Origin of the sequence: Polynucleobacter sp. MWH-UH35A (assembly GCF_018687075.1) — a bacterium.
Lineage (GTDB): Bacteria > Pseudomonadota > Gammaproteobacteria > Burkholderiales > Burkholderiaceae > Polynucleobacter.
The window spans coordinates 1,597,508-1,616,652 of record NZ_CP061285.1 but is presented as its reverse complement, the minus strand read 5'-3'; the positions used below and the strand labels follow the sequence as shown (position 1 = coordinate 1,616,652).

Genomic DNA, 19,145 nt, shown 5'->3' with positions numbered 1-19,145 from the left:
CATTCCTTTCAATAAATCGTTACGATGTCACTTATGCAATCTTTTGGTAAACCTTCAATCCTGATTATTGGCTGCGGAGATATTGGTCTTCGGGTAGCTAAACAGCTCTCTAGAAGTCACCGTGTATTTGCACTCACTTCTCAACAGAATCGCTTTCAGGAGTTGAGGGAGGTTGGCGCGATTCCTATTTTGGGTAATCTGGATCATCCAGAGTCTTTGTGGCGCCTTAGTGGTTTAGCTCAAACCGTCATTCATCTAGCGCCACCTCAAAATGGTGGAAATCGTGATTGCCGAACCCGCAACCTTCTACGAATTTTAGCCCAAGGCTCCAATGCCGTCAGGCGCCTAGTCTATATCAGTACTACTGGCGTATATGGGGACCATAGGGGCGGAAAGGTGAGTGAAGTGACCCAAGTTAGCCCGCAAAGTGAGCGCGCTCAAAGAAGGGTGGATGCCGAGCAAGCACTGCGCTTGTGGGGCCCTGCAAATGGCGTGGCTGTGACTATTTTGCGTGTACCCGGAATTTACGCTGCCGATCGTTTGCCTATTGAGCGATTACAGGCAAAAATACCGGCGCTACTTTCGGAGGAAGATACTTACTCCAATCACATCCATAGCGATGATTTGGCGAGGTTAGTGTGTGCGGCGGTTTATCACGGTAAACCCCAGCGCATCATCAATGCCTGCGATGGTGAGGAAACCAAAATGGGTGATTACTTCGATGAAGTGGCTGATGCCTTTGATTTGGAAAGGCCAGCACGATTACCTGGCAATGAGTTGCAAAAAATTGTAAGCCCAATGCTGTGGTCATTTATGCGCGAATCACGCAGAGTGATGAATGGTCGTTTGCATGAACTCAAAACGCCGCTACGCTATCCCAGCGTAGGACATTTTTTAAAAACTATTTCCAAGAATCCTTAAGCCCCACCGTACGGTTAAATACTGGCTTGCTAGGTTTTGAATCATTCTTATCGGCAACAAAGTAGCCATGACGCTCAAATTGGAAGCGATCTTCGGGTTTAGCTTCTTTCATGCAAGGCTCTAAGTAAGCGCTAATCGTTTGCTTGGAGTGAGGATTAATGGCATCTAAGAAGTTCTTATCGCCGCTATCTGGATGTGGGTCATTAAAGAGGTGATCGTACAGGCGCACTTCAGCCGGAATCGCCTCGGCGGCGCTGATCCAGTGGATATTGCCTTTAACCTTATAGTTATTCGAGCCAGGCGTACCGCTCTTGCTATCAGGGAAGTGAGCCACATTAACTTGCGTGACATTGCCTTGCGCATCAGTTTCAAAGCCGGTGCACTCCACTACAAAGCCATGACGTAAACGTACCCGGCTACCAGGCTGATCCCCGATCGGCGGATAAAGTCTGAAGAATCCCTTAATAGGTTCTTTCATAAAGTCATCCGCTTCAATCCACAGCTCACGTGTGAAATTAAATTCACGATTACCCCATTCTGGATGATTGGGGTGGCGTGGTGCAGAACATGGCTCTTTGGTGTTTGCATCAAAATTTTCTACCACCAACTTAAGCGGTTTGAGAACCGCAGTCGCTCGTGGTGCTCTGACTTCAAGATCATCGCGTAATGCTTGATCTAAAGTGCTCATATCAATCCAGCTATCTGCCTTTGAGACGCCAATACGTTCGCAGAACAAGCGAATACTTTCTGGGGTATAGCCGCGACGTCGAATACCAACGATCGTTGGCATGCGCGGATCATCCCAGCCTTCAACATGCTTTTCTTCTACCAGCTGCAGGAGCTTGCGCTTGCTAGTGATGGTGTAAGTCAGATTGAGTCGGGCGAATTCATATTGGTGTGGCACAGGGTCTTTAAAGACGCCTAGCTCCCTGAGGGAATTCACAATCCAGTCATATAGCGGACGGTTGTTCTCAAACTCCAGTGTGCATATGGAATGGGAGACATTCTCTAGCGCATCGGAAATGCAATGGGTAAAGTCATAAAGTGGATAGATGCACCACTTGCTGCCAGTGCGGTGATGGTCGGTATGGCGAATGCGATAAACCACGGGATCGCGCATCACGATGTTGGGGTGCGCCATATCAATCTTCAAGCGCAGGACATGTTCACCATCTTTATACTTGCCATCGCACATATCGCGAAATAGCTGTAGATTTTCTGCTGGACTGCGATCACGATAGGGGCTATTTTTTCCGGCTTGGCCAAAGTTGCCGCGATTGGTGTGAATGTCATCCGCACTTTGGCTATCAACGTATGCCTTCCCATTCTGAATGAGGATCTCGGCAAACTCGTAGAGTTTGTCAAAGTAATCACTTGCGTGATACAGATGGGTGCCCCAATCAAAACCTAACCACTTCACTGCATCTAAAATACTGTCAGCGTACTCAACATCCTCTTTCACGGGGTTAGTATCGTCAAGGCGCATATTGCAACGCGCGCCACCTGCTTGATTGTTGTAATCAGCAGCTAAGCCAAAATTGAGGCAAATACTTTTAGCGTGGCCGATATGTAGGTATCCATTAGGCTCAGGCGGAAAGCGGGTAATGATGGGTGGGATAGCTTCACCGGCTAAATTCGTGCGCTGTGAAAAAGCACCACTTGCCAAGTCATGATCAATGATCTGACGTAAGAAGTTTGATGGCTCAGCTACAGTGCCGGTATTTGCTTTGGTGGGTTTGCTATCTTGGGACATAGCCACATTGTAGAGAAAACCCTTGGCCCATAAAGAAAAAGCCCGCAAACTGCTGCGGGCTCATTTCTGGGGAGGCGTAGAGAATCAATCCTCTACGAATGCCTCTTCGCGAGTCTTCTTCACTGCTGGCAAAGCCACGATCACTACCAAGAGGGCTGCTGCAATCAGCAAACCTAGAGAAAGTGGGCGGGTTACAAAGGTGGAGAAGTCGCCACGGGATAGCAAGAGGGCGCGACGGAAGTTCTCTTCCATCATTGGTCCTAGCACAAAGCCCAAGAGCAATGGAGGAGGTTCGCAACCCAGTTTGAAGAACAGGTAACCAATCAAGCCAAAGCCTGCAGTCACATAAACGTCAAACACAGTGTTGTTTACCGTGTATACGCCAATGCAGCAGAACACCAAAATGGCTGGATAGAGGAAGCGATATGGAATCTTCAAGAGCTTTACCCAGATACCAATCAGAGGCAAGTTCAGGAGGATCAACATCACGTTACCGATCCACATGGAAGCAATCAGACCCCAGAAGAGTGCTGGGTTGCTGGTCATCACTTGTGGACCTGGCTGAATATTATGAATAGTCATCGCGCCAACCATCAAGGCCATCACCGCATTTGGTGGAATACCTAATGTGAGCAATGGGATGAATGATGTTTGAGCGGCAGCGTTGTTTGCTGCTTCAGGACCTGCAACACCCTCAATAGCACCTTTGCCGAATTCATGGCTGTACTTAGAGGATTTCTTCTCAACAGAGTAGGCGCCAAACGCAGCCAGTGCAGCGCCACCGCCTGGCAAGATGCCCAAGATAGAGCCGATAGTGGTGCCTCGCAATACCGAAGGAATCATACGCTTCACATCAGTCTTGGTTGGGATCATGCTGGTGAGCTTATTAAGGAAGCCTTCGTCTTCGCCAGACTTTTCAAGGTTGCCCATAATTTCTGCGAATCCGAACACGCCCATCGCCACAGCTACGAAGCCGATACCATCGCTCAATTCAGGAATATCGAACGCATAGCGTGATACACCAGAGTTCACGTCAGTACCAATCAAGCCCATCAAGAGACCCAAGATGATCATGCCAATTGCCTTGATCAATGAGCCGGATGCCAATACAACTGCACCGATCAGGCCTAGGACCATCAAGGAGAAGTATTCGGCAGGACCAAACTTAAATGCGAGTTGAGAGAGTGGAGCGGCAAAGGCGGCCAATACTAAAGTTGCTACGCAACCAGCAAAGAATGAGCCCATACCAGCAGTAAAGAGTGCAACACCGGCTCGACCATTGCGGGCCATTTGGTAGCCGTCGATTGCAGTTACCACCGACGACGTCTCCCCCGGAATATTTAACAAAATCGCTGTTGTAGATCCGCCGTACTGTGAGCCGTAGTAAATGCCGGCCAACATAATCAGGGCAGCAATTGGAGGCAACGCATAGGTTGCAGGCAATAACATCGCGATCGTTGCAATCGGGCCGAGGCCTGGTAATACACCAATCAAAGTTCCCAAGATGCAACCAATAAGGCAGTACAGGAGGTTTTGTAATGTGAACGCGGTATCGAAACCGAGAGCTAAGTTAGCAAATAAATCCATTTTTCAGAGTCCCCGGTTCGTTATTGTTGTAGGAATACAGGCAGGAGTGGGAACTGAAGTTTCAGACCCAACACAAACACTGAATAAGTAAATGTCACCAAGAAAGCCGCATTGATTGCAGTGCCTTTCCAGGTAAATTCTTTGCTAGCGCTAGCAGCAACAAAAACCAGCACCACTACGGCTATTAAGAAGCCAAGGCGCGGCAGGAGCAATCCGTAGAGGACAACAGCACCTGTAATTTGTGCAATGATGCGCCAATTAAATTTTGGAATGCTTTCGATGGCTGCTTTGGCGCCGAAAGCTTTAACGGCTACCAAGATGCCCAATAAGAACATCAAGATGCCTAGATAGAACGGGAAGTAGCCTGGACCCATTTTGGCAGCGGTACCCATCGGATATTGGTTTGCCATGATGGCGAAGAAGAGGCCAATAACCATGTACATGATTCCGGCCCCAAAATCCCGTTGATTACGAATTTTCAAGTTGCTCTCCTTGTTTGTCGACTTAAGTGCCGATTTTTATTGATGTTGTGGGATTGTAAGGCAGGTTTGAGGCTTCTTGCCTAGCGTTTGCCCTAGGCTAGTGCCAATGCGATAATTATCGCCATGAAAGTCTCCCAAATTCGCCAGGCTTACCTGGATTTCTTCGCCCAAAAGGGCCACCAAATCGTCCCATCCAGCCCAGTTGTTCCGGGGGATGATCCCACCCTGCTGTTTACGAATGCAGGCATGAATCAGTTCAAAGACGTGTTTTTGGGTTTTGATAAGCGCCCCTATAACCGGGCAACCACTGCTCAAAAGTGCATCCGGGCCGGCGGAAAACATAATGATTTGGATAACGTGGGCTATACCGCTCGCCATCACACCTTTTTTGAAATGCTGGGAAATTTCTCCTTCGGGGACTATTTCAAAAAAGATGCGATTCAATTTGCCTGGGATTTATTGACCCAAGTCTTCAAGCTGCCAAAGGAAAAGCTATTAGTCACGGTGTACGCCGAAGATGATGAGGCTTATGAAATTTGGAATAAGCAAATTGGCGTACCTGCGGATCGTATTGTGCGTATCGGTGACAACAAAGGCGCTCGTTATGCATCCGACAATTTCTGGATGATGGGTGACACAGGTCCATGCGGCCCTTGCACAGAAATTTTTTACGATCATGGTGATCATATTCCTGGTGGCCCTCCTGGTAGTCCAGAAGAAGACGGTGATCGTTTCATCGAAATTTGGAACAACGTGTTCATGCAGTTCAACCGCGACGAAGCGGGAGTAATGCATCCGCTACCTAAGCCTAGCGTCGATACCGGCATGGGTCTTGAGCGCATTGCCGCAGTCTTGCAACACGTTCACTCAAATTATGAAATCGACCTTTTCGTCAATCTGCTAAAGGCTTCCAAGGAAGTGGTAGATGCGGCTGGCGGTGACAACTGCGATGCCCAAAGCCCTTCATTAAAAGTGATTGCTGATCACATCCGCGCCTGCAGTTTCATCGTAGTGGATGGCGTGATTCCAGGTAATGCAGGTCGTGGATATGTATTGCGCCGTATTGCCCGTCGCGCAATTCGTCATGGTTATAAACTCGGCGCGCGCAAACTATTCTTTTATCAGTTGGTCCCTGCGCTTGTTCAAGAGATGGGCGATGCCTATCCAGAGTTGCGCGCTGCGCAAGACAAAGTGAGCGAAGTAATTAAGCAAGAGGAAGAGCGTTTCTTCCAAACGATTGCTAATGGTATGGAAATTTTGGATGGTGCTTTGGCTGGTGGTGCAAAAGTAGTTGATGGTGAAACTGCTTTCCGCTTGCATGACACTTTTGGCTTCCCATTGGATTTGACTGCTGACGTTTGTCGTGAGCGCGGGGTAACGGTTGACGCTGAAGGCTTTGAAGTGGCAATGCAAAAGCAGCGTGATCAAGCACGTGCAGCAGGCAAGTTCAAGGTAGCCCAAGGCTTGGACTACAAAGGTGCTCCTACGCAGTTTCATGGTTATCACACCCTGAAGCATGAGGGCGCAAAAGTAACAGCTCTCTATGTGGATGGTTCGGCAGTGCCTGCTGTTAAAGCAGGCGATGCAGCCGTAATTGTTCTAGATAACACCCCTTTCTATGCTGAATCTGGTGGCCAGGTAGGCGACAAAGGTGAACTCCGTAACGAGAGCATTCGTTTCGCGGTTGAAGATACCTTCAAGATCCAAGCGGATGTATTTGGTCATCAGGGCGAAGTACTTGAAGGTGAGCTTAGAGTAGGCGACTCTCTCAACGCTTTGGTAGATACACAGCAGCGAACTGACACCATGCGCAATCACAGCGCGACTCACATCTTGCATAAAGCATTGCGTGAAGTATTGGGTGATCATGTGCAGCAAAAGGGTTCCTTGGTAGATGCTACAAAAACCCGTTTTGACTTTACGCACAACGCACCAATAACTGCCGAACAAATTCGTCGCATTGAAGATATTGTGAATCAAGAGATTTTGGACAACACCGCCACTTCCGGCAAAGTCATGTCTTTAGATGACGCCCAAAAGACCGGTGCCATGATGCTTTTCGGTGAGAAGTATGGTGACGAGGTGCGAGTCCTTGAGATTGGTAGCTCTAAAGAGCTGTGTGGCGGTACGCATGTATCCCGTACAGGCGATATAGGTAGCTTGAAGATTGTTTCTGAGGGCGGTGTGGCTGCTGGTATTCGTCGTGTAGAGGCAGTTACTGGAAACAATGCGTTGCACTTCTTGCAAGGCTTAGAAGATAAGATTAATGAAGCTGCAGCGATTCTCAAGACCCATCCTGGCGATTTAGTAAATCGTGTTGCACAACTTCAAGAGAGCCTGCGCCAAGCTGAACGCGAATTAGAAAAAGTGAACTCGAAGTTAGCTGCAAGTCAGAGTGACGAATTAGCTGGTCAAGCAACGGATGTAAATGGCATTAAAGTTCTTGCTGCGCGCATAGATGGTGCTGATGCTGGGGTTCTGCGCGAAACCATGGATGCTTTAAAGGCAAAACTCAAGACTGCCGCCATTGTGTTGGCATCAGTTCAAGGTGATAAGGTGAGTTTGATTGCTGGTGTAACGGCTGACTCTACAAGCAAAGTGAAGGCAGGTGATCTCGTGAACTTTGTTGCCCAACAAGTCGGCGGCAAAGGCGGCGGCAAGCCAGAGATGGCAATGGCTGGCGGCACTGACCCAAGCAAGCTGGGCGCTGCTTTAGCAGGCGTTAAAGATTGGGTAGCAAGCAAATGAGTGAGCCAGTGAATATTGCTTTCAATGCAGAGGTGGACGCTATTGGCATGAATTGCCCGTTACCTATTTTGCGTACCAAAAAAGCTTTGGCAACCATGCAGTCTGGCGAGGTTCTGAAGATTAAGGCTACCGATGCTGGCGCCGCCCATGATTTTCCTGCATTTGCCAAACAAACTGGTAACGAGTTGCTTGCAAGTACAACTGAGGGCGATGTGTTGGTTTTCTTTATGAAGCGTAGATAAGAAACGATTTTACTTTCATGCTTATGTTTAAGCTGTAAAGCAAAAAGGCAGAGATAATCTCTGCCTTTTTTATTTCACACGCACCATCATTAAGTTAGGGAGCGGCCTTTAAGGTAGGCGGCAAAGTCAGCGGATACCTCTGGGTGGCGCAGGGCAAACTCTACCGATGCCTTGAGATAACCAAGCTTGCTACCACAGTCATAGCGCACACCATCGTATTCATATGCAAAGACAGGCTCTTCTTTGAGTAAAGAAGCGATCGCATCAGTAAGTTGGATCTCGCCGCCAGCACCAGGTTTGAGATTGCGAATATGACTGAAGATATCTGAGGAGAGAACGTAGCGGCCTACTACGGCAAGGTTTGATGGAGCATCTTTGGGCTGTGGCTTCTCTACAATGCCGTTTAAGCGGTAAACCCCATTGCTAACTGCATCCCCAGAAACAATGCCATAGGAGCTGCTTTTTGAGGGATCAATTTTTTCTACTGCAAGCACTGAGCCATTTTGCTCATCAAATACTTTTAGCATCTGCTTGAGTACTGGGGGTTTGCCATCAAGCAAGTCATCCGCGAGGATGACGGCAAATGGTTCATCACGCACCAGTTTTTCTGCGCATAAAACAGCATGACCCAGGCCCAGGGCTTCAGGTTGACGTACGTAGACGCAGTCTACGTGACTAGGCTTAACACTGCGAACGATGTCCAGCAGTGCTTGTTTATTCTTAGCCTCTAACTCGGCCTCGAGCTCATAAGCTTTATCAAAGTGATCTTCAATAGCCCGCTTGCTTCGACCAGTAACAAAAATCATTTCAGTAATGCCGGCAGCTATTGCCTCTTCAACAGCATATTGAATGAGTGGCTTGTCGACCACATTGAGCATCTCTTTTGGGCTTGCCTTGGTGGCTGGCAAAAAGCGCGTACCCAAGCCTGCAACTGGGAAGACTGCTTTGGTAACTGCTTTAGTGCTTAATGGCATATCACTTCCAATCGCTTTATTGAGTCGTAATTTATTTAAGACGCTCTAATTGTGCAACAAGCTTCTCATGGTTTTGCTCAAAGCCGGCAAGACGTTGTTTCTCTTGGGCAACAACCTCGGCTGGGGCACGAGCCACAAAGCTTTCATTGGTCAATTTGCCCTTGGCTTTATTGATTTCATTGGCTAGTCGCTCAATTTCCTTACCAAGGCGAAGTCGCTCAGCAGCCACATCCACCTCAATTTTAAGTAATAGCTTGATATCACCTACCAGAGCAATAGGCGCTCCAGGGGCGTCTTTTTCTAGAGCAGACTCATCGCTATAGATTTTGACCTCAGCCAGCTTAGCTAATGCCATTAAATACGGCGTTGCTTTTTCTAGGAATGGCTGCGGTCCAAAAATCCAAAGGGGCACTTTTTGACCCGGGGGAACTTGCATCTCACCACGTAGATTTCTGCAGGCGTCCACAATCGCTTTAATCTGCGCTACCCAAGCTTCACTCTGCTCATCAATTTTTTCAGGCTGAGCAACAGGATAGGGTTGCAGTGCAATCGTTTGTTTAACCTGCTTGGCTAATTCTTTGCCAGACTTTGGCCCAACGGTTTGCCATAGTGTTTCAGTGATAAACGGAATCAGTGGATGCGCCATGCGCAAGATTGTTTCCAGAACACGTAATAAAGTACGACGCGTCGCACGTTGCTGAGCAGGGGTGCCAGTTTGTAATTGCACCTTCGCAAGCTCTAAATACCAATCGCAATACTCATCCCAGACGAATTGGTAAATGCTGCTGGCAATATTGTCAAAACGATAGTTCTCAAAACCTTTAGCCACATCTGCCTCAGTTCTTTGGAGTTGAGAGACGATCCATTTATCTGCAGGCGAAAAGTCTAGATAGCCTTCGGGGCCGCACTGGTTATCGCACGGCGCTAAGCCATTATCTTCATCGCCGCCAGAGCAGTTCATCAATACAAAACGAGTGGCGTTCCAAAGCTTATTGCAAAAATTGCGATAGCCTTCGCAACGTTTTTGATCAAAATTAATATTGCGACCAAGTGAGGCTAAAGAGGCAAAGGTAAAGCGCAGGGCATCTGTGCCAAATGCTGGAATGCCATCCGGAAATTCTTTCTTGGTTTTTTTACCAATACTCTCGGCTTGCTTCGGGTTCATTAAGCCGGTAGTTCGTTTGCCCACTAAGTCTTCTATCTTGATGCCGTCAATCAAATCAATAGGGTCCAAGGTATTGCCTTTGGACTTACTCATCTTTTGACCTTCAGCATCGCGAACTAAGCCGTGCACATAAACGGTATGAAACGGCACCTTTCCGGTGAAGTGGCAAGTCATCATGACCATACGCGCTACCCAGAAGAAGATGATGTCAAAACCAGTAACCAGCACTGATGAAGGTAGGAAGTGATTTAAGGCAGGCGTTTTCTCTGGCCAGCCTAATGAGCTAAAAGGCACTAGCGCAGAACTAAACCAAGTATCTAGAACATCAGGGTCACGATTGAGTTTGCCGGTATAGCCCGCTGCGGCAGCTTTGGCTTTAGCTTCTTCTTCGGAGCGTGCTACAAAAATCTGTCCGTCATCGCCATACCAAGCAGGAATTTGATGGCCCCACCAGAGTTGGCGGGAGATGCACCAGTCCTGAATATTCTCCAGCCACTGGGTATAGGTATTGATCCAGTTTTCTGGAACCAGTTTAATGTCGCCCTTTGTCACTGCATCTAATGCTGCGCCAGCGATCGATGATCCTGGTTGATATTGATTATCTGGACTGGGTTTGGACATTGCTACAAACCACTGATCCGTCAACATCGGCTCGATGATGGTTTGAGTGCGATCACCGCGCGGCACCATTAATTTATGTGGTTGAACTTTTTCAAGCAAGCCTGCAGCATCTAAATCGGCAACTACTTGTTTGCGTGCTGCAAAACGTTCCATACCCCGATATGTGGCTGGAGCGTTTTCATTAATCTTGGCATCCAGTGTAAGGATATTAATCATCGGCAATTGATGGCGTTGACCTACTGCGTAGTCATTAAAGTCATGTGCTGGAGTGACCTTGACAACGCCTGTACCAAAGTTCAAATCAACATAGTCATCTGCAATGATCGGAATTTGGCGGTCACACAAAGGTAGATTGACCGACTTACCGATGAGGTGTTTGTAGCGCTCATCTTCTGGGTTCACCATAACGGCGACGTCACCCAGCAAGGTTTCTGGGCGGGTGGTGGCTACTGTGAGATGACCAGAGCCGTCGCTCAATGGATAGTGGATATGCCACATTGATCCATCTTCTTCTTCGCTCACTACCTCTAAGTCAGAAACCGCAGTTCCTAAAACAGGATCCCAGTTCACTAAACGTTTGCCGCGATAGATCAAGCCTTGTTCGTGTAGGCGTACGAAAACTTCGACCACCGCCTTGGACATTTTGCTGTCCATTGTGAAATATTCTTTACCCCAATCAATCGATGCGCCAAGGCGACGAATTTGTCTGGTGATGGTGTTGCCGGAAGTTTCTTTCCACTCCCATACCTTTTCTAAAAAGGCTTCACGACCCAAGTCATGGCGAGAGACTTTTTGTGCGTCGAGTTGGCGCTCAACAACAATCTGAGTAGCGATGCCGGCGTGATCGGTGCCAGGCACCCACAAAGTATTTTTACCTGACATGCGAGCATGACGTACCAAGCCATCCATGATGGTTTGGTTGAGGGCATGGCCCATATGAAGGGTGCCAGTCACATTTGGAGGGGGTAACTGAATCGAAAAATTGCTCTTACCTTCATCCATAGTCGAATCGGCAACACCCCGGCGCTCCCACTCTGGACCCCAATAGGCCTCAATCGGGGCTGGTTCGTAGGATTTGGCGAGCTCGTCCGCTGAGCTGGCCGCTGGTGAATTAGGGGTATTTGAGGCATTTGGCATAAGAGGCAAATTATAATTGGGCTGATGTACTCAGACTTACTCGCGAACCTCAATCCAGAACAGCGCGAGGCAGTGACCCTCCCGCCCGTAAATGAAAATGGCCAAGCCCAATCGGCTTTGATTTTGGCCGGGGCAGGCAGTGGTAAGACCCGTGTGCTCACCACCCGTATAGCCTGGTTGATTCAGACTGGCCAGGTATCCCCTATTGGCGTCCTAGCGGTGACTTTTACCAATAAGGCTGCCAAAGAGATGATGCTCCGCCTGAGCGCTATGTTGCCGATTAATACGCGTGGCATGTGGATAGGCACCTTTCATGGTCTTTGCAACCGTTTATTGCGCGCTCACCATAAAGAAGCGGGTTTACCTTCCACTTTTCAGATCTTGGATACCCAAGACCAACTCTCTGCGATTAAGCGCCTTCTAAAGGGTCTAAAAGTAGATGATGAAAAATATCCAGCCAAGCAGTTGCAGTACTTTATTGCTCACGCTAAAGAACGCGGTCAACGCGCCAAAGATTTATCGGTCGGCGATGACTTTCAAGCCAAGATGGCGCAACTGTATGCAGCCTATGATGAGCAGTGTCAGCGCGAAGGCGTGGTGGATTTTGCCGAGCTTTTATTGCGTAGCTATGAACTTCTCAAACACAGTGAAGCCATTCGTACGCACTACCAAGAACGCTTCCGCCACATCTTGATTGATGAGTTCCAGGATACCAATGCATTGCAATATGCCTGGCTCAAATTGTTATCAGGTCATGACGCAAGTCGCATCAATGTCAGTGGTATGGGTAGCAGTTCCGTATTTGCGGTTGGCGATGACGATCAAAGTATTTATGCTTTCCGTGGCGCTGATGTGGAAAACATGCGTCTCTATGAAAAGCAATATCACCCCTTAATGGTGAAGTTGGAGCAGAACTATCGCTCGCACGGTCACATCCTAGATACCGCAAATCACTTGATTGCCAATAACTCTGAGCGGCTTGGTAAAAACCTGAGAACGGATGCTGGTCATGGCGAGCCAGTTCGTATCTATGAGGCGCCGAGCGATCATGCTGAAGCTGCTTGGTTGGTTGATGAGATCAAAGCGCTTGTGAATAGCGGCATCAAGCGTACCGAGGTTGCCTTGCTGTATCGCAGTAATGCCCAATCTCGCATCATTGAGCACGCACTATTTTCTGCGGGTATTCCGTATCGTGTTTATGGCGGCTTGCGCTTTTTCGAGCGCGCTGAAATTAAACATGCGTTAGCTTACTTACGCTTGCTCGAGAATCCAAATGATGACACCTCTTTCTCTCGAGTGGTCAATTTTCCAACGCGCGGAATTGGTGCAAGATCAATCGAGGCATTGCAAGACGCTGCTAGAGCACAGCAATGCTCTTTGTATTTAGCGGCATCTACCTTAGAAGGCAAAGCAGGCGCAGCGCTCGGCGGGTTTGTGCGCTTAGTTGATCACATGCGGGAGGCGACTCGTCATAATACCCTGCCTGAAACGGTCGAGTTTGTGATTCAGCATAGTGGCTTAATTCAGCATTACCTCTCGGAGCGCGAAGGGCAGGATCGCGTAGAAAATTTACAAGAATTGATTAACGCTGCAACTGCTTTTATTGCTGAAGAAGGTTATGGTCAGGATGCAGAGGCAGCTATGTTGCCGGGAGAAAATGCGCCAGGTGTTGTTGAGGTATCACCATTAGCAGCCTTTCTATCCCATGCCTCGTTAGAGGCTGGTGACAATCAGGCTCAGGCTGGTCAAGATGCCGTCCAACTGATGACAGTGCACTCCGCCAAAGGCTTGGAGTTCACTTCGGTGTTTATTACTGGTCTCGAGGAGGGTTTATTTCCGCACGAGAACAGCGTGAACGAACAAAATGGTTTGGAAGAAGAGCGTCGTCTGATGTATGTGGCGATTACTCGTGCTAAAGAGCGCTTGTATCTGTCTCACACCCAATCGCGTATGTTGCATGGACAAGTGCGCTACAACATGCCCTCTCGTTTTTTGGAGGAGCTACCATCCGATTCATTGAAGTGGCTTACACCAAAGGCAAGAGATGCGCGCTGGGGCGGCAATAACTCAAGATCTGGCTCCACTTGGCAAGATGGTTATACCCGTCAACGCGAATATGAATCTAATGACTTTTTTGATTCAGGCTCTGAGCGTCAAAAGCCGGTTAAACGCGTAGGCTCAGCCTCAATGGAAGTGAAAAGATTGGCGTCACCACCACGCGGAAACTATCCCTTTACCGTCGGACAAAATGTGTTCCACACCAAGTTTGGTGAGGGGCGTGTTACTGGTCTCGAGGGTGTAGATGCTGATGCCCGCGCGCAAGTGAACTTCAAGCGCCATGGTATTAAATGGTTACAACTCAGTATTGCAAAGCTTACTGCGATCGACTGATTAAACGTTTAGTGCCGCTTCACCTTCGGTAAAGCACGCCTTCCAAGTTGCATAGAAAGAGCAGTGCATTATTGTCAGTCCCGCCATGGAGATTGGGGCAATGATGAAGGAGGCTACTTGCCCAAGATCCAGCGCATCAAAAATCATTCCTACGGTTAATGGAATGGCAATCAGGATGGTGCTCCATATGGAGAGATACAGAAAGAATGCGGCTTTATTAGCCCAACACGCTAATGCGCTAGAGAAGAGTGCTTGCGGCACAGACATATCAGCCCATGCCACCAGAACTGGCGAGAACCACATCAACATGGCTACTGGGACATACAGCAACGCACCAAAGAAAAGTACTAAGTAAACTTGGCGCAATGCTTCGGGGGTGATGGGTTTTTCACTTGTCATCAATGGCAGTAGTAACTCAAAGTCAACCAAGAGACTTAAGATAAAACTCAGCAGCAAAACCATGCCCGCATACACCAAGCCAAGCTGCAAGATTCTTTTGCGAACAATTAGACTGGATCGCAGGGCCACCAAATAGACTATGGGTCTAATGCGCTCTTTCTGAATCGCTTGGCGACAGGCGGTCATAAAGCCAACCGAAAGTGTCGGCGTGAGCAGCAGTACGGCAAAAACGCCTATGACTGGAATGATGACTGCCAATTGCGCTGCAAAGACATACATAAAGACCAGCATCAAGAAGCCTAAAGGATTCTGTTTGAAGAGCCAGATGCCTTGCCTAATCCAGGTGTAGCCTTCTTTGGGCGTTACAGAATTGAGTTTCATAGTGAGCGACGACTTAAAAGAATGCGTTCAAAGTGCGTAGGGTCATGAGGAGTGAGCATCTGTGCATCGCGTGGCAAGTAAAAATCCCACAGTCTAGACACCCAGAAGCGTAAGGCTGCCGCACGTAACATGAGTGGCCAGCTGGCTTGCTCTCCCTGAGTCAGGGGGCGAATAGATTGATAGGCCTTCATAAATGCATCTAAGCGTGCAGGATCCAAATCTTGTTTGTTGTCAGCAAGACACCAATCATTGGCAGTCACGGCAACATCAAATAACCATTTATCGGTGCCGGCAAAATAGAAATCAAAGAAGCCGCCTAATTGATCGTGAGAGGTATCGGTTCCCTTTGGATCAAATAAGACATTGTCGCGAAACAGATCGCAATGGCTAGCACCTTGTGGCAATCCGTCGTAGGTGCCTGAGGAGAAGAATTCTTCTTGTGCTTTTAACTCATCCGTAATGAGTTCTCTTTGGGATGTACTGAGATGTGGCAACACTTGAGGGATGGTTTTTTGCCACCAAGCAAGGCTGCGCAGATTTTCTTGCGATTTCGGAAAATCTTTTCCAGCTAAATGCATCTTGGCAAGCATCTCTCCGACGAGGGCGCAATGGTTTTCCTCTGGCTGAAGTCTCGAGAGGCCTGGAAGCTTGGTAACAATGGCTGCTGGCTTGCCCTTAAGGGTGAAAAGAATCTCACCCTGTTTATTTTCAATTGGCTTGGGGACGGGGACACCTTTGTTTGCAAGGTGGCGCATCAGCTCCAAGTAAAAAGGCAGTTGCTGTGCTGTCAATCTTTCAAAGATGGTTAAAACATATTCCTGTTTGTTGCTATCTTTAGTAGTGTCTAAGAAAAAATTAGAGTTTTCAATGCCACCATGAATGCCACGAATTTCACTTGCCTCGCCAATATCAAAGTCCTGAGAAATCCATTGAGAAACATCCTCAAGCTCGATTGGAGTAAATACAGCCATAAACTAATTCAAAAGATCTTATTTGAAGGGAATGCTAATGCTGGGAACGCTAATGAGATCGGTTTCTTTTGGAGGCCCTGGCATCACCGATGTTGGGGGCGCCATTTCATAGCTGGTGTAGGGTGTTTTTACGTCGACCTGGGTTGGTGAGTTGACATCTTTGTATTCTGTCACTGTGGTGCCATTTTTATCTTTGTACTGATAATTTGGTTTGCGTTGCTCCGGTGCATTCATAACACCTGTAGCACTCACTGTTGGCGCAAGTGGCTGATTGTTGATGCGGTTTAGTTCAGACTGACTCAGTGCCTGACTGTTATTCTGAGCTTGGGCTGAAGTAACCCCAAAAAGTCCCAAAAACACCAAAACGCTCATGAGGGCTAGGCTTTGGCTCATTGTGTGGCTCATTAAGTTCATTAAATAATGCATTTTTTCACCTTTTTAAGCCTACTCTCGGACGGTTCCCTAACCGGACCTGTAGGCAATTCACAACTAGATTGTACGATTGCGGTATGACTAAACATAGACTCTTGTTGGTAGACGGCTCTAGCTACCTCTATCGCGCCTTTCATGCCATGCCAGACCTGAGAAATGGGGCTGGCGAGCCTACTGGGGCTATCTACGGCATGGTCAATATGATGCGCCGAGCTCGCACAGAGCTCAAGGCTGACCATATTGCCTGTGTTTTTGATGCCAAGGGCAAGACTTTTCGCGATGAAATGTATGCGGATTACAAAGCCCACCGCTCGCCGATGCCTGAGGACTTGGTCAAGCAGATTGAGCCTATTCATGCCATGGTCAAGGCTTTGGGTTGGCCGGTATTAATGGTTTCTGGGGTGGAGGCGGACGATGTGATTGGCACTTTGGCTTGTCAAGCAACGCAAGCTGGATGGGAAACCATTATTTCCACGGGCGATAAAGATTTAGCGCAACTAGTAAACTCTTCAGTCACTCTCATTAATACGATGACGAATGAAAAGCTAGACATCGAGGGCGTTAAGGAAAAGTTTGGCGTGCCTCCAGAGTTGATTGTGGATTATTTATCCATCATTGGCGATGCTGTCGATAACGTGCCGGGTGTACCAAAGGCGGGACCAAAGACTGCAAATAAATGGTTAGCAGAATTTGGCAATCTCGATAACTTGATGTCGAACGCCGATCAAGTAAAGGGTGTTGTGGGTGAGAACTTGCGCGCCACACTTTCTTGGCTGCCACAGGCACGTCAACTGATTACTGTAAAGACTGATTGTGATTTATCACCGCATTTGCCTGGCCTAGATGATTTGCATGCAAAGCCAGAGGATGCGCCTTTGCTACGTGAATTGTTTGAGCGTTACGCCTTTAAGACTTGGTTGCGTGATGTCGAAAAACAGCTTACAACCCAGGAGAATAAAGGGTCTGAGACGGCTTCCTTTGATCTAGCAGGCAGTCCAATTAACGCCAGTATTCATCAGGGTGACGAAGAGAAAAAGTCCCGGATTATTGCTAGCGCACCAACTAAAGATTTGTCACAAGAAACGCGCGACTCTCAAGATGCTATCGAACGTCACTATGAGTGCGTAGTGGATGAAGCTGGATTAAACCAGTGGCTGAAAAAGATCGAGTCTTCTGCATTGACTGCGGTCGACACTGAAACCACGAGTCTAGATGCACTTGCTGCAGAGCTTGTGGGTATTTCTTTATCGGTAAAGCCAGGTGAGGCTTGTTACATTCCAGTGGCACACCGCAATGGTGAAGTGCACCTTGATCGCGAGCTAGTGCTCGCTCGCATGAAGTCTTGGTTGGAGAGCGAGACGCATTTGAAGGTTGGTCAGAACCTGAAATATGACACCCATATTTTTGCAAATTACGGCATTACTTTAAAAGGCGTTGCATTTGATACCTTGTTGGAGTCATATGTGCTCGAATCACATATGCCTCACAATATGGATAGTTTGGCTGAACGCCATCTCGGTATAAAAACCATTCGCTATGAAGAGGTATGCGGTAAAGGCGTTCATCAGATCGGCTTTGATCAAGTGGATCTCCAGACTGCTACCAATTACGCAGCCGAAGATGCTGACATTACCCTCCGCCTTCACTTAGAGCTATGGCCCCAGATTCAGGAAAGCCCAGGATTGCTCTATATTTATGAAAACGTCGAAATGCCAGCTATGCGAGTACTCGGCATCATGGAGCGCAATGGCATTCGGATTGATTCTGCGCTACTGGCAAAGCAAGGGCAGCAGGTGGGTAAGCGGCTCCTGGAGTTGGAGGGCGAGATCCACAAGTTGGCTGGCCAGCCTTTTAATATTCAATCACCCAAACAAATCGCTGAAATTTTATTTGGGCGGTTAGAGTTGCCCGTCATTAAAAAGACACCATCGGGTGCGCCATCTACCGACGAGGAAGTGCTGCAGAAGCTGGCTGAAGACTATCCTTTGCCGGCACGTATCTTGGATTATCGTAGTTTGGCGAAGTTGATGTCGACTTACATTGAGAAGCTACCGCGCATGGCTGACCCCAAGACTGGGCGCGTGCATACGAACTTTTCTCAAGCCACAGCTGTCACAGGCCGCCTAGCTTCCAGTGATCCCAACTTGCAAAATATTCCGGTGCGTACGGAAGAGGGTCGTCGCATACGGGAGGCTTTTATTCCGGCCGAAGGTTGCAAGTTGTTGTCTGCGGATTACTCACAAATTGAATTACGCATCATGGCGCATATTGCCGAAGATGAAAATCTACTAACCGCATTTAGAGAAGGTAAAGACGTTCACCAAGCCACTGCAGCAGAGATCTTTGGTATTCCGTTGGAAGATGTTAATTCTGAGCAACGGCGTTATGCCAAGGTGATTAACTTTGGCTTGATTTACGGTATGAGTGCATTTGGTTTGGCGGGTAACTTGGGTATTGAACGTTCTGCTGCGCAAAACTACATTGCTAAATATTTTGACCGCTATCCTGGGGTAGCTCAATATATGGAGCGTACTCGTCTGGAAGCGCGAGAGCATGGTTACGTTGAAACGGTTTTCGGGCGCCGTCTTTGGTTGCCAGAAATCAAGGGCTCAAACGGTCCACGTCGCCAAGGCGCCGAGCGTGCTGCCATTAATGCTCCCATGCAGGGTACCGCTGCAGACTTAATTAAGTTGGCAATGATTGCTGTTGAGGATTGGCTTGAGAAAGAGCAGTTGAAAACCAAAATGCTGCTTCAGGTCCATGATGAATTGGTGTTTGACGTACCTTTGGATGAAATTGAGCTCTTGCAGTCCAAGTTGCCGGATTTAATGTGCCATGTTGCCGATCTTAAGGTGCCTTTGGTGGTTAGTATTGGGATTGGCGATAATTGGGAAGAGGCGCATTAATCGTCAGCATTAAAGCTAATAAATGGGAGACAGAA

At 48.1% G+C, this 19,145-nt stretch carries 13 protein-coding genes; 5 read left to right on the top strand and 8 right to left on the bottom strand.

Annotated elements, in window-relative coordinates:
• Nucleotides 1-24: 24 nt before the first annotated feature.
• Entirely contained in the window at nucleotides 25-921 is an 897-nt protein-coding gene (locus ICV36_RS08440; protein WP_251374980.1) for an SDR family oxidoreductase, read from the top strand.
• Here the strand turns inward: ICV36_RS08440 and ICV36_RS08435 are convergent.
• From ICV36_RS08435 to ICV36_RS08425, 3 genes are all read right to left on the bottom strand, one after another.
• Nucleotides 902-2,674 carry a glutamine--tRNA ligase/YqeY domain fusion protein gene (locus ICV36_RS08435; RefSeq protein ID WP_215400260.1) on the bottom strand — a complete coding sequence of 591 codons (1,773 nt, stop codon included), beginning with the start codon at nucleotides 2,672-2,674 and terminating at the stop codon, nucleotides 902-904. The genes ICV36_RS08440 and ICV36_RS08435 overlap by 20 nt on opposite strands.
• Nucleotides 2,675-2,758: 84 nt before the next feature.
• The gene (locus ICV36_RS08430; protein WP_215400259.1) at nucleotides 2,759-4,261 is read right to left on the bottom strand and encodes a tripartite tricarboxylate transporter permease; all 1,503 of its coding nucleotides are present in this window, start codon (nucleotides 4,259-4,261) and stop codon (nucleotides 2,759-2,761) included.
• 20 nt (nucleotides 4,262-4,281) lie between these two features.
• A complete protein-coding gene (locus ICV36_RS08425) occupies nucleotides 4,282-4,743 on the bottom strand; it encodes a tripartite tricarboxylate transporter TctB family protein (RefSeq protein ID WP_215400258.1) in 462 nt (153 codons plus the stop codon).
• Between the two features lie 123 nt (nucleotides 4,744-4,866).
• Here ICV36_RS08425 and alaS point away from each other — a divergent pair, with 123 nt between their 5' ends.
• Together alaS and ICV36_RS08415 are read left to right on the top strand one after the other, a co-directional pair.
• Nucleotides 4,867-7,491 (top strand): alanine--tRNA ligase, encoded by a 2,625-nt coding sequence (gene alaS, locus ICV36_RS08420; protein WP_215400257.1) that lies wholly within the window; start codon nucleotides 4,867-4,869, stop codon nucleotides 7,489-7,491.
• Nucleotides 7,488-7,733 (top strand): sulfurtransferase TusA family protein, encoded by a 246-nt coding sequence (locus tag ICV36_RS08415; protein WP_216860890.1) that lies wholly within the window; start codon nucleotides 7,488-7,490, stop codon nucleotides 7,731-7,733. The genes alaS and ICV36_RS08415 overlap by 4 nt, the downstream gene beginning before the upstream one ends.
• An 89-nt stretch (nucleotides 7,734-7,822) precedes the next feature.
• Here the strand turns inward: ICV36_RS08415 and galU are convergent, their stop codons facing one another.
• Both galU and ICV36_RS08405 read right to left on the bottom strand, forming a co-directional pair.
• A complete protein-coding gene (gene galU, locus ICV36_RS08410; RefSeq protein WP_215400256.1) occupies nucleotides 7,823-8,707 on the bottom strand; it encodes a UTP--glucose-1-phosphate uridylyltransferase GalU in 885 nt (294 codons plus the stop codon).
• A gap of 31 nt (nucleotides 8,708-8,738) precedes the next feature.
• Complete coding sequence (locus ICV36_RS08405) at nucleotides 8,739-11,630, bottom strand: valine--tRNA ligase (protein ID WP_215400255.1); 2,892 nt, start codon at nucleotides 11,628-11,630, stop codon at nucleotides 8,739-8,741.
• 24 nt (nucleotides 11,631-11,654) lie between these two features.
• On the opposite strand from ICV36_RS08405, the gene ICV36_RS08400 reads away from it, so the two are divergent.
• Nucleotides 11,655-14,021, top strand: a complete 2,367-nt coding sequence (locus tag ICV36_RS08400; protein WP_215400254.1) for a UvrD-helicase domain-containing protein — start codon at nucleotides 11,655-11,657, stop codon at nucleotides 14,019-14,021.
• Here ICV36_RS08400 and ICV36_RS08395 read toward each other — a convergent pair whose 3' ends face one another.
• From ICV36_RS08395 to ICV36_RS08385, 3 genes are read right to left on the bottom strand one after another with little or no spacing between them, the layout of a single operon-like run.
• Nucleotides 14,022-14,801 carry a BPSS1780 family membrane protein gene (locus ICV36_RS08395; protein ID WP_215400253.1) on the bottom strand — a complete coding sequence of 260 codons (780 nt, stop codon included), beginning with the start codon at nucleotides 14,799-14,801 and terminating at the stop codon, nucleotides 14,022-14,024.
• A complete protein-coding gene (locus ICV36_RS08390) occupies nucleotides 14,798-15,772 on the bottom strand; it encodes a homoserine kinase (protein ID WP_215400252.1) in 975 nt (324 codons plus the stop codon). Before ICV36_RS08390 ends, ICV36_RS08395 begins: the two co-directional genes overlap by 4 nt.
• 18 nt (nucleotides 15,773-15,790) lie before the next feature.
• A complete protein-coding gene (locus ICV36_RS08385; protein ID WP_251374978.1) occupies nucleotides 15,791-16,165 on the bottom strand; it encodes a hypothetical protein in 375 nt (124 codons plus the stop codon).
• A 116-nt stretch (nucleotides 16,166-16,281) separates the two neighbouring features.
• On the opposite strand from ICV36_RS08385, the gene polA reads away from it, so the two are divergent.
• Nucleotides 16,282-19,110, top strand: a complete 2,829-nt coding sequence (polA, locus tag ICV36_RS08380) for a DNA polymerase I (RefSeq protein WP_215400250.1) — start codon at nucleotides 16,282-16,284, stop codon at nucleotides 19,108-19,110.
• Nucleotides 19,111-19,145 lie beyond the last annotated feature (35 nt).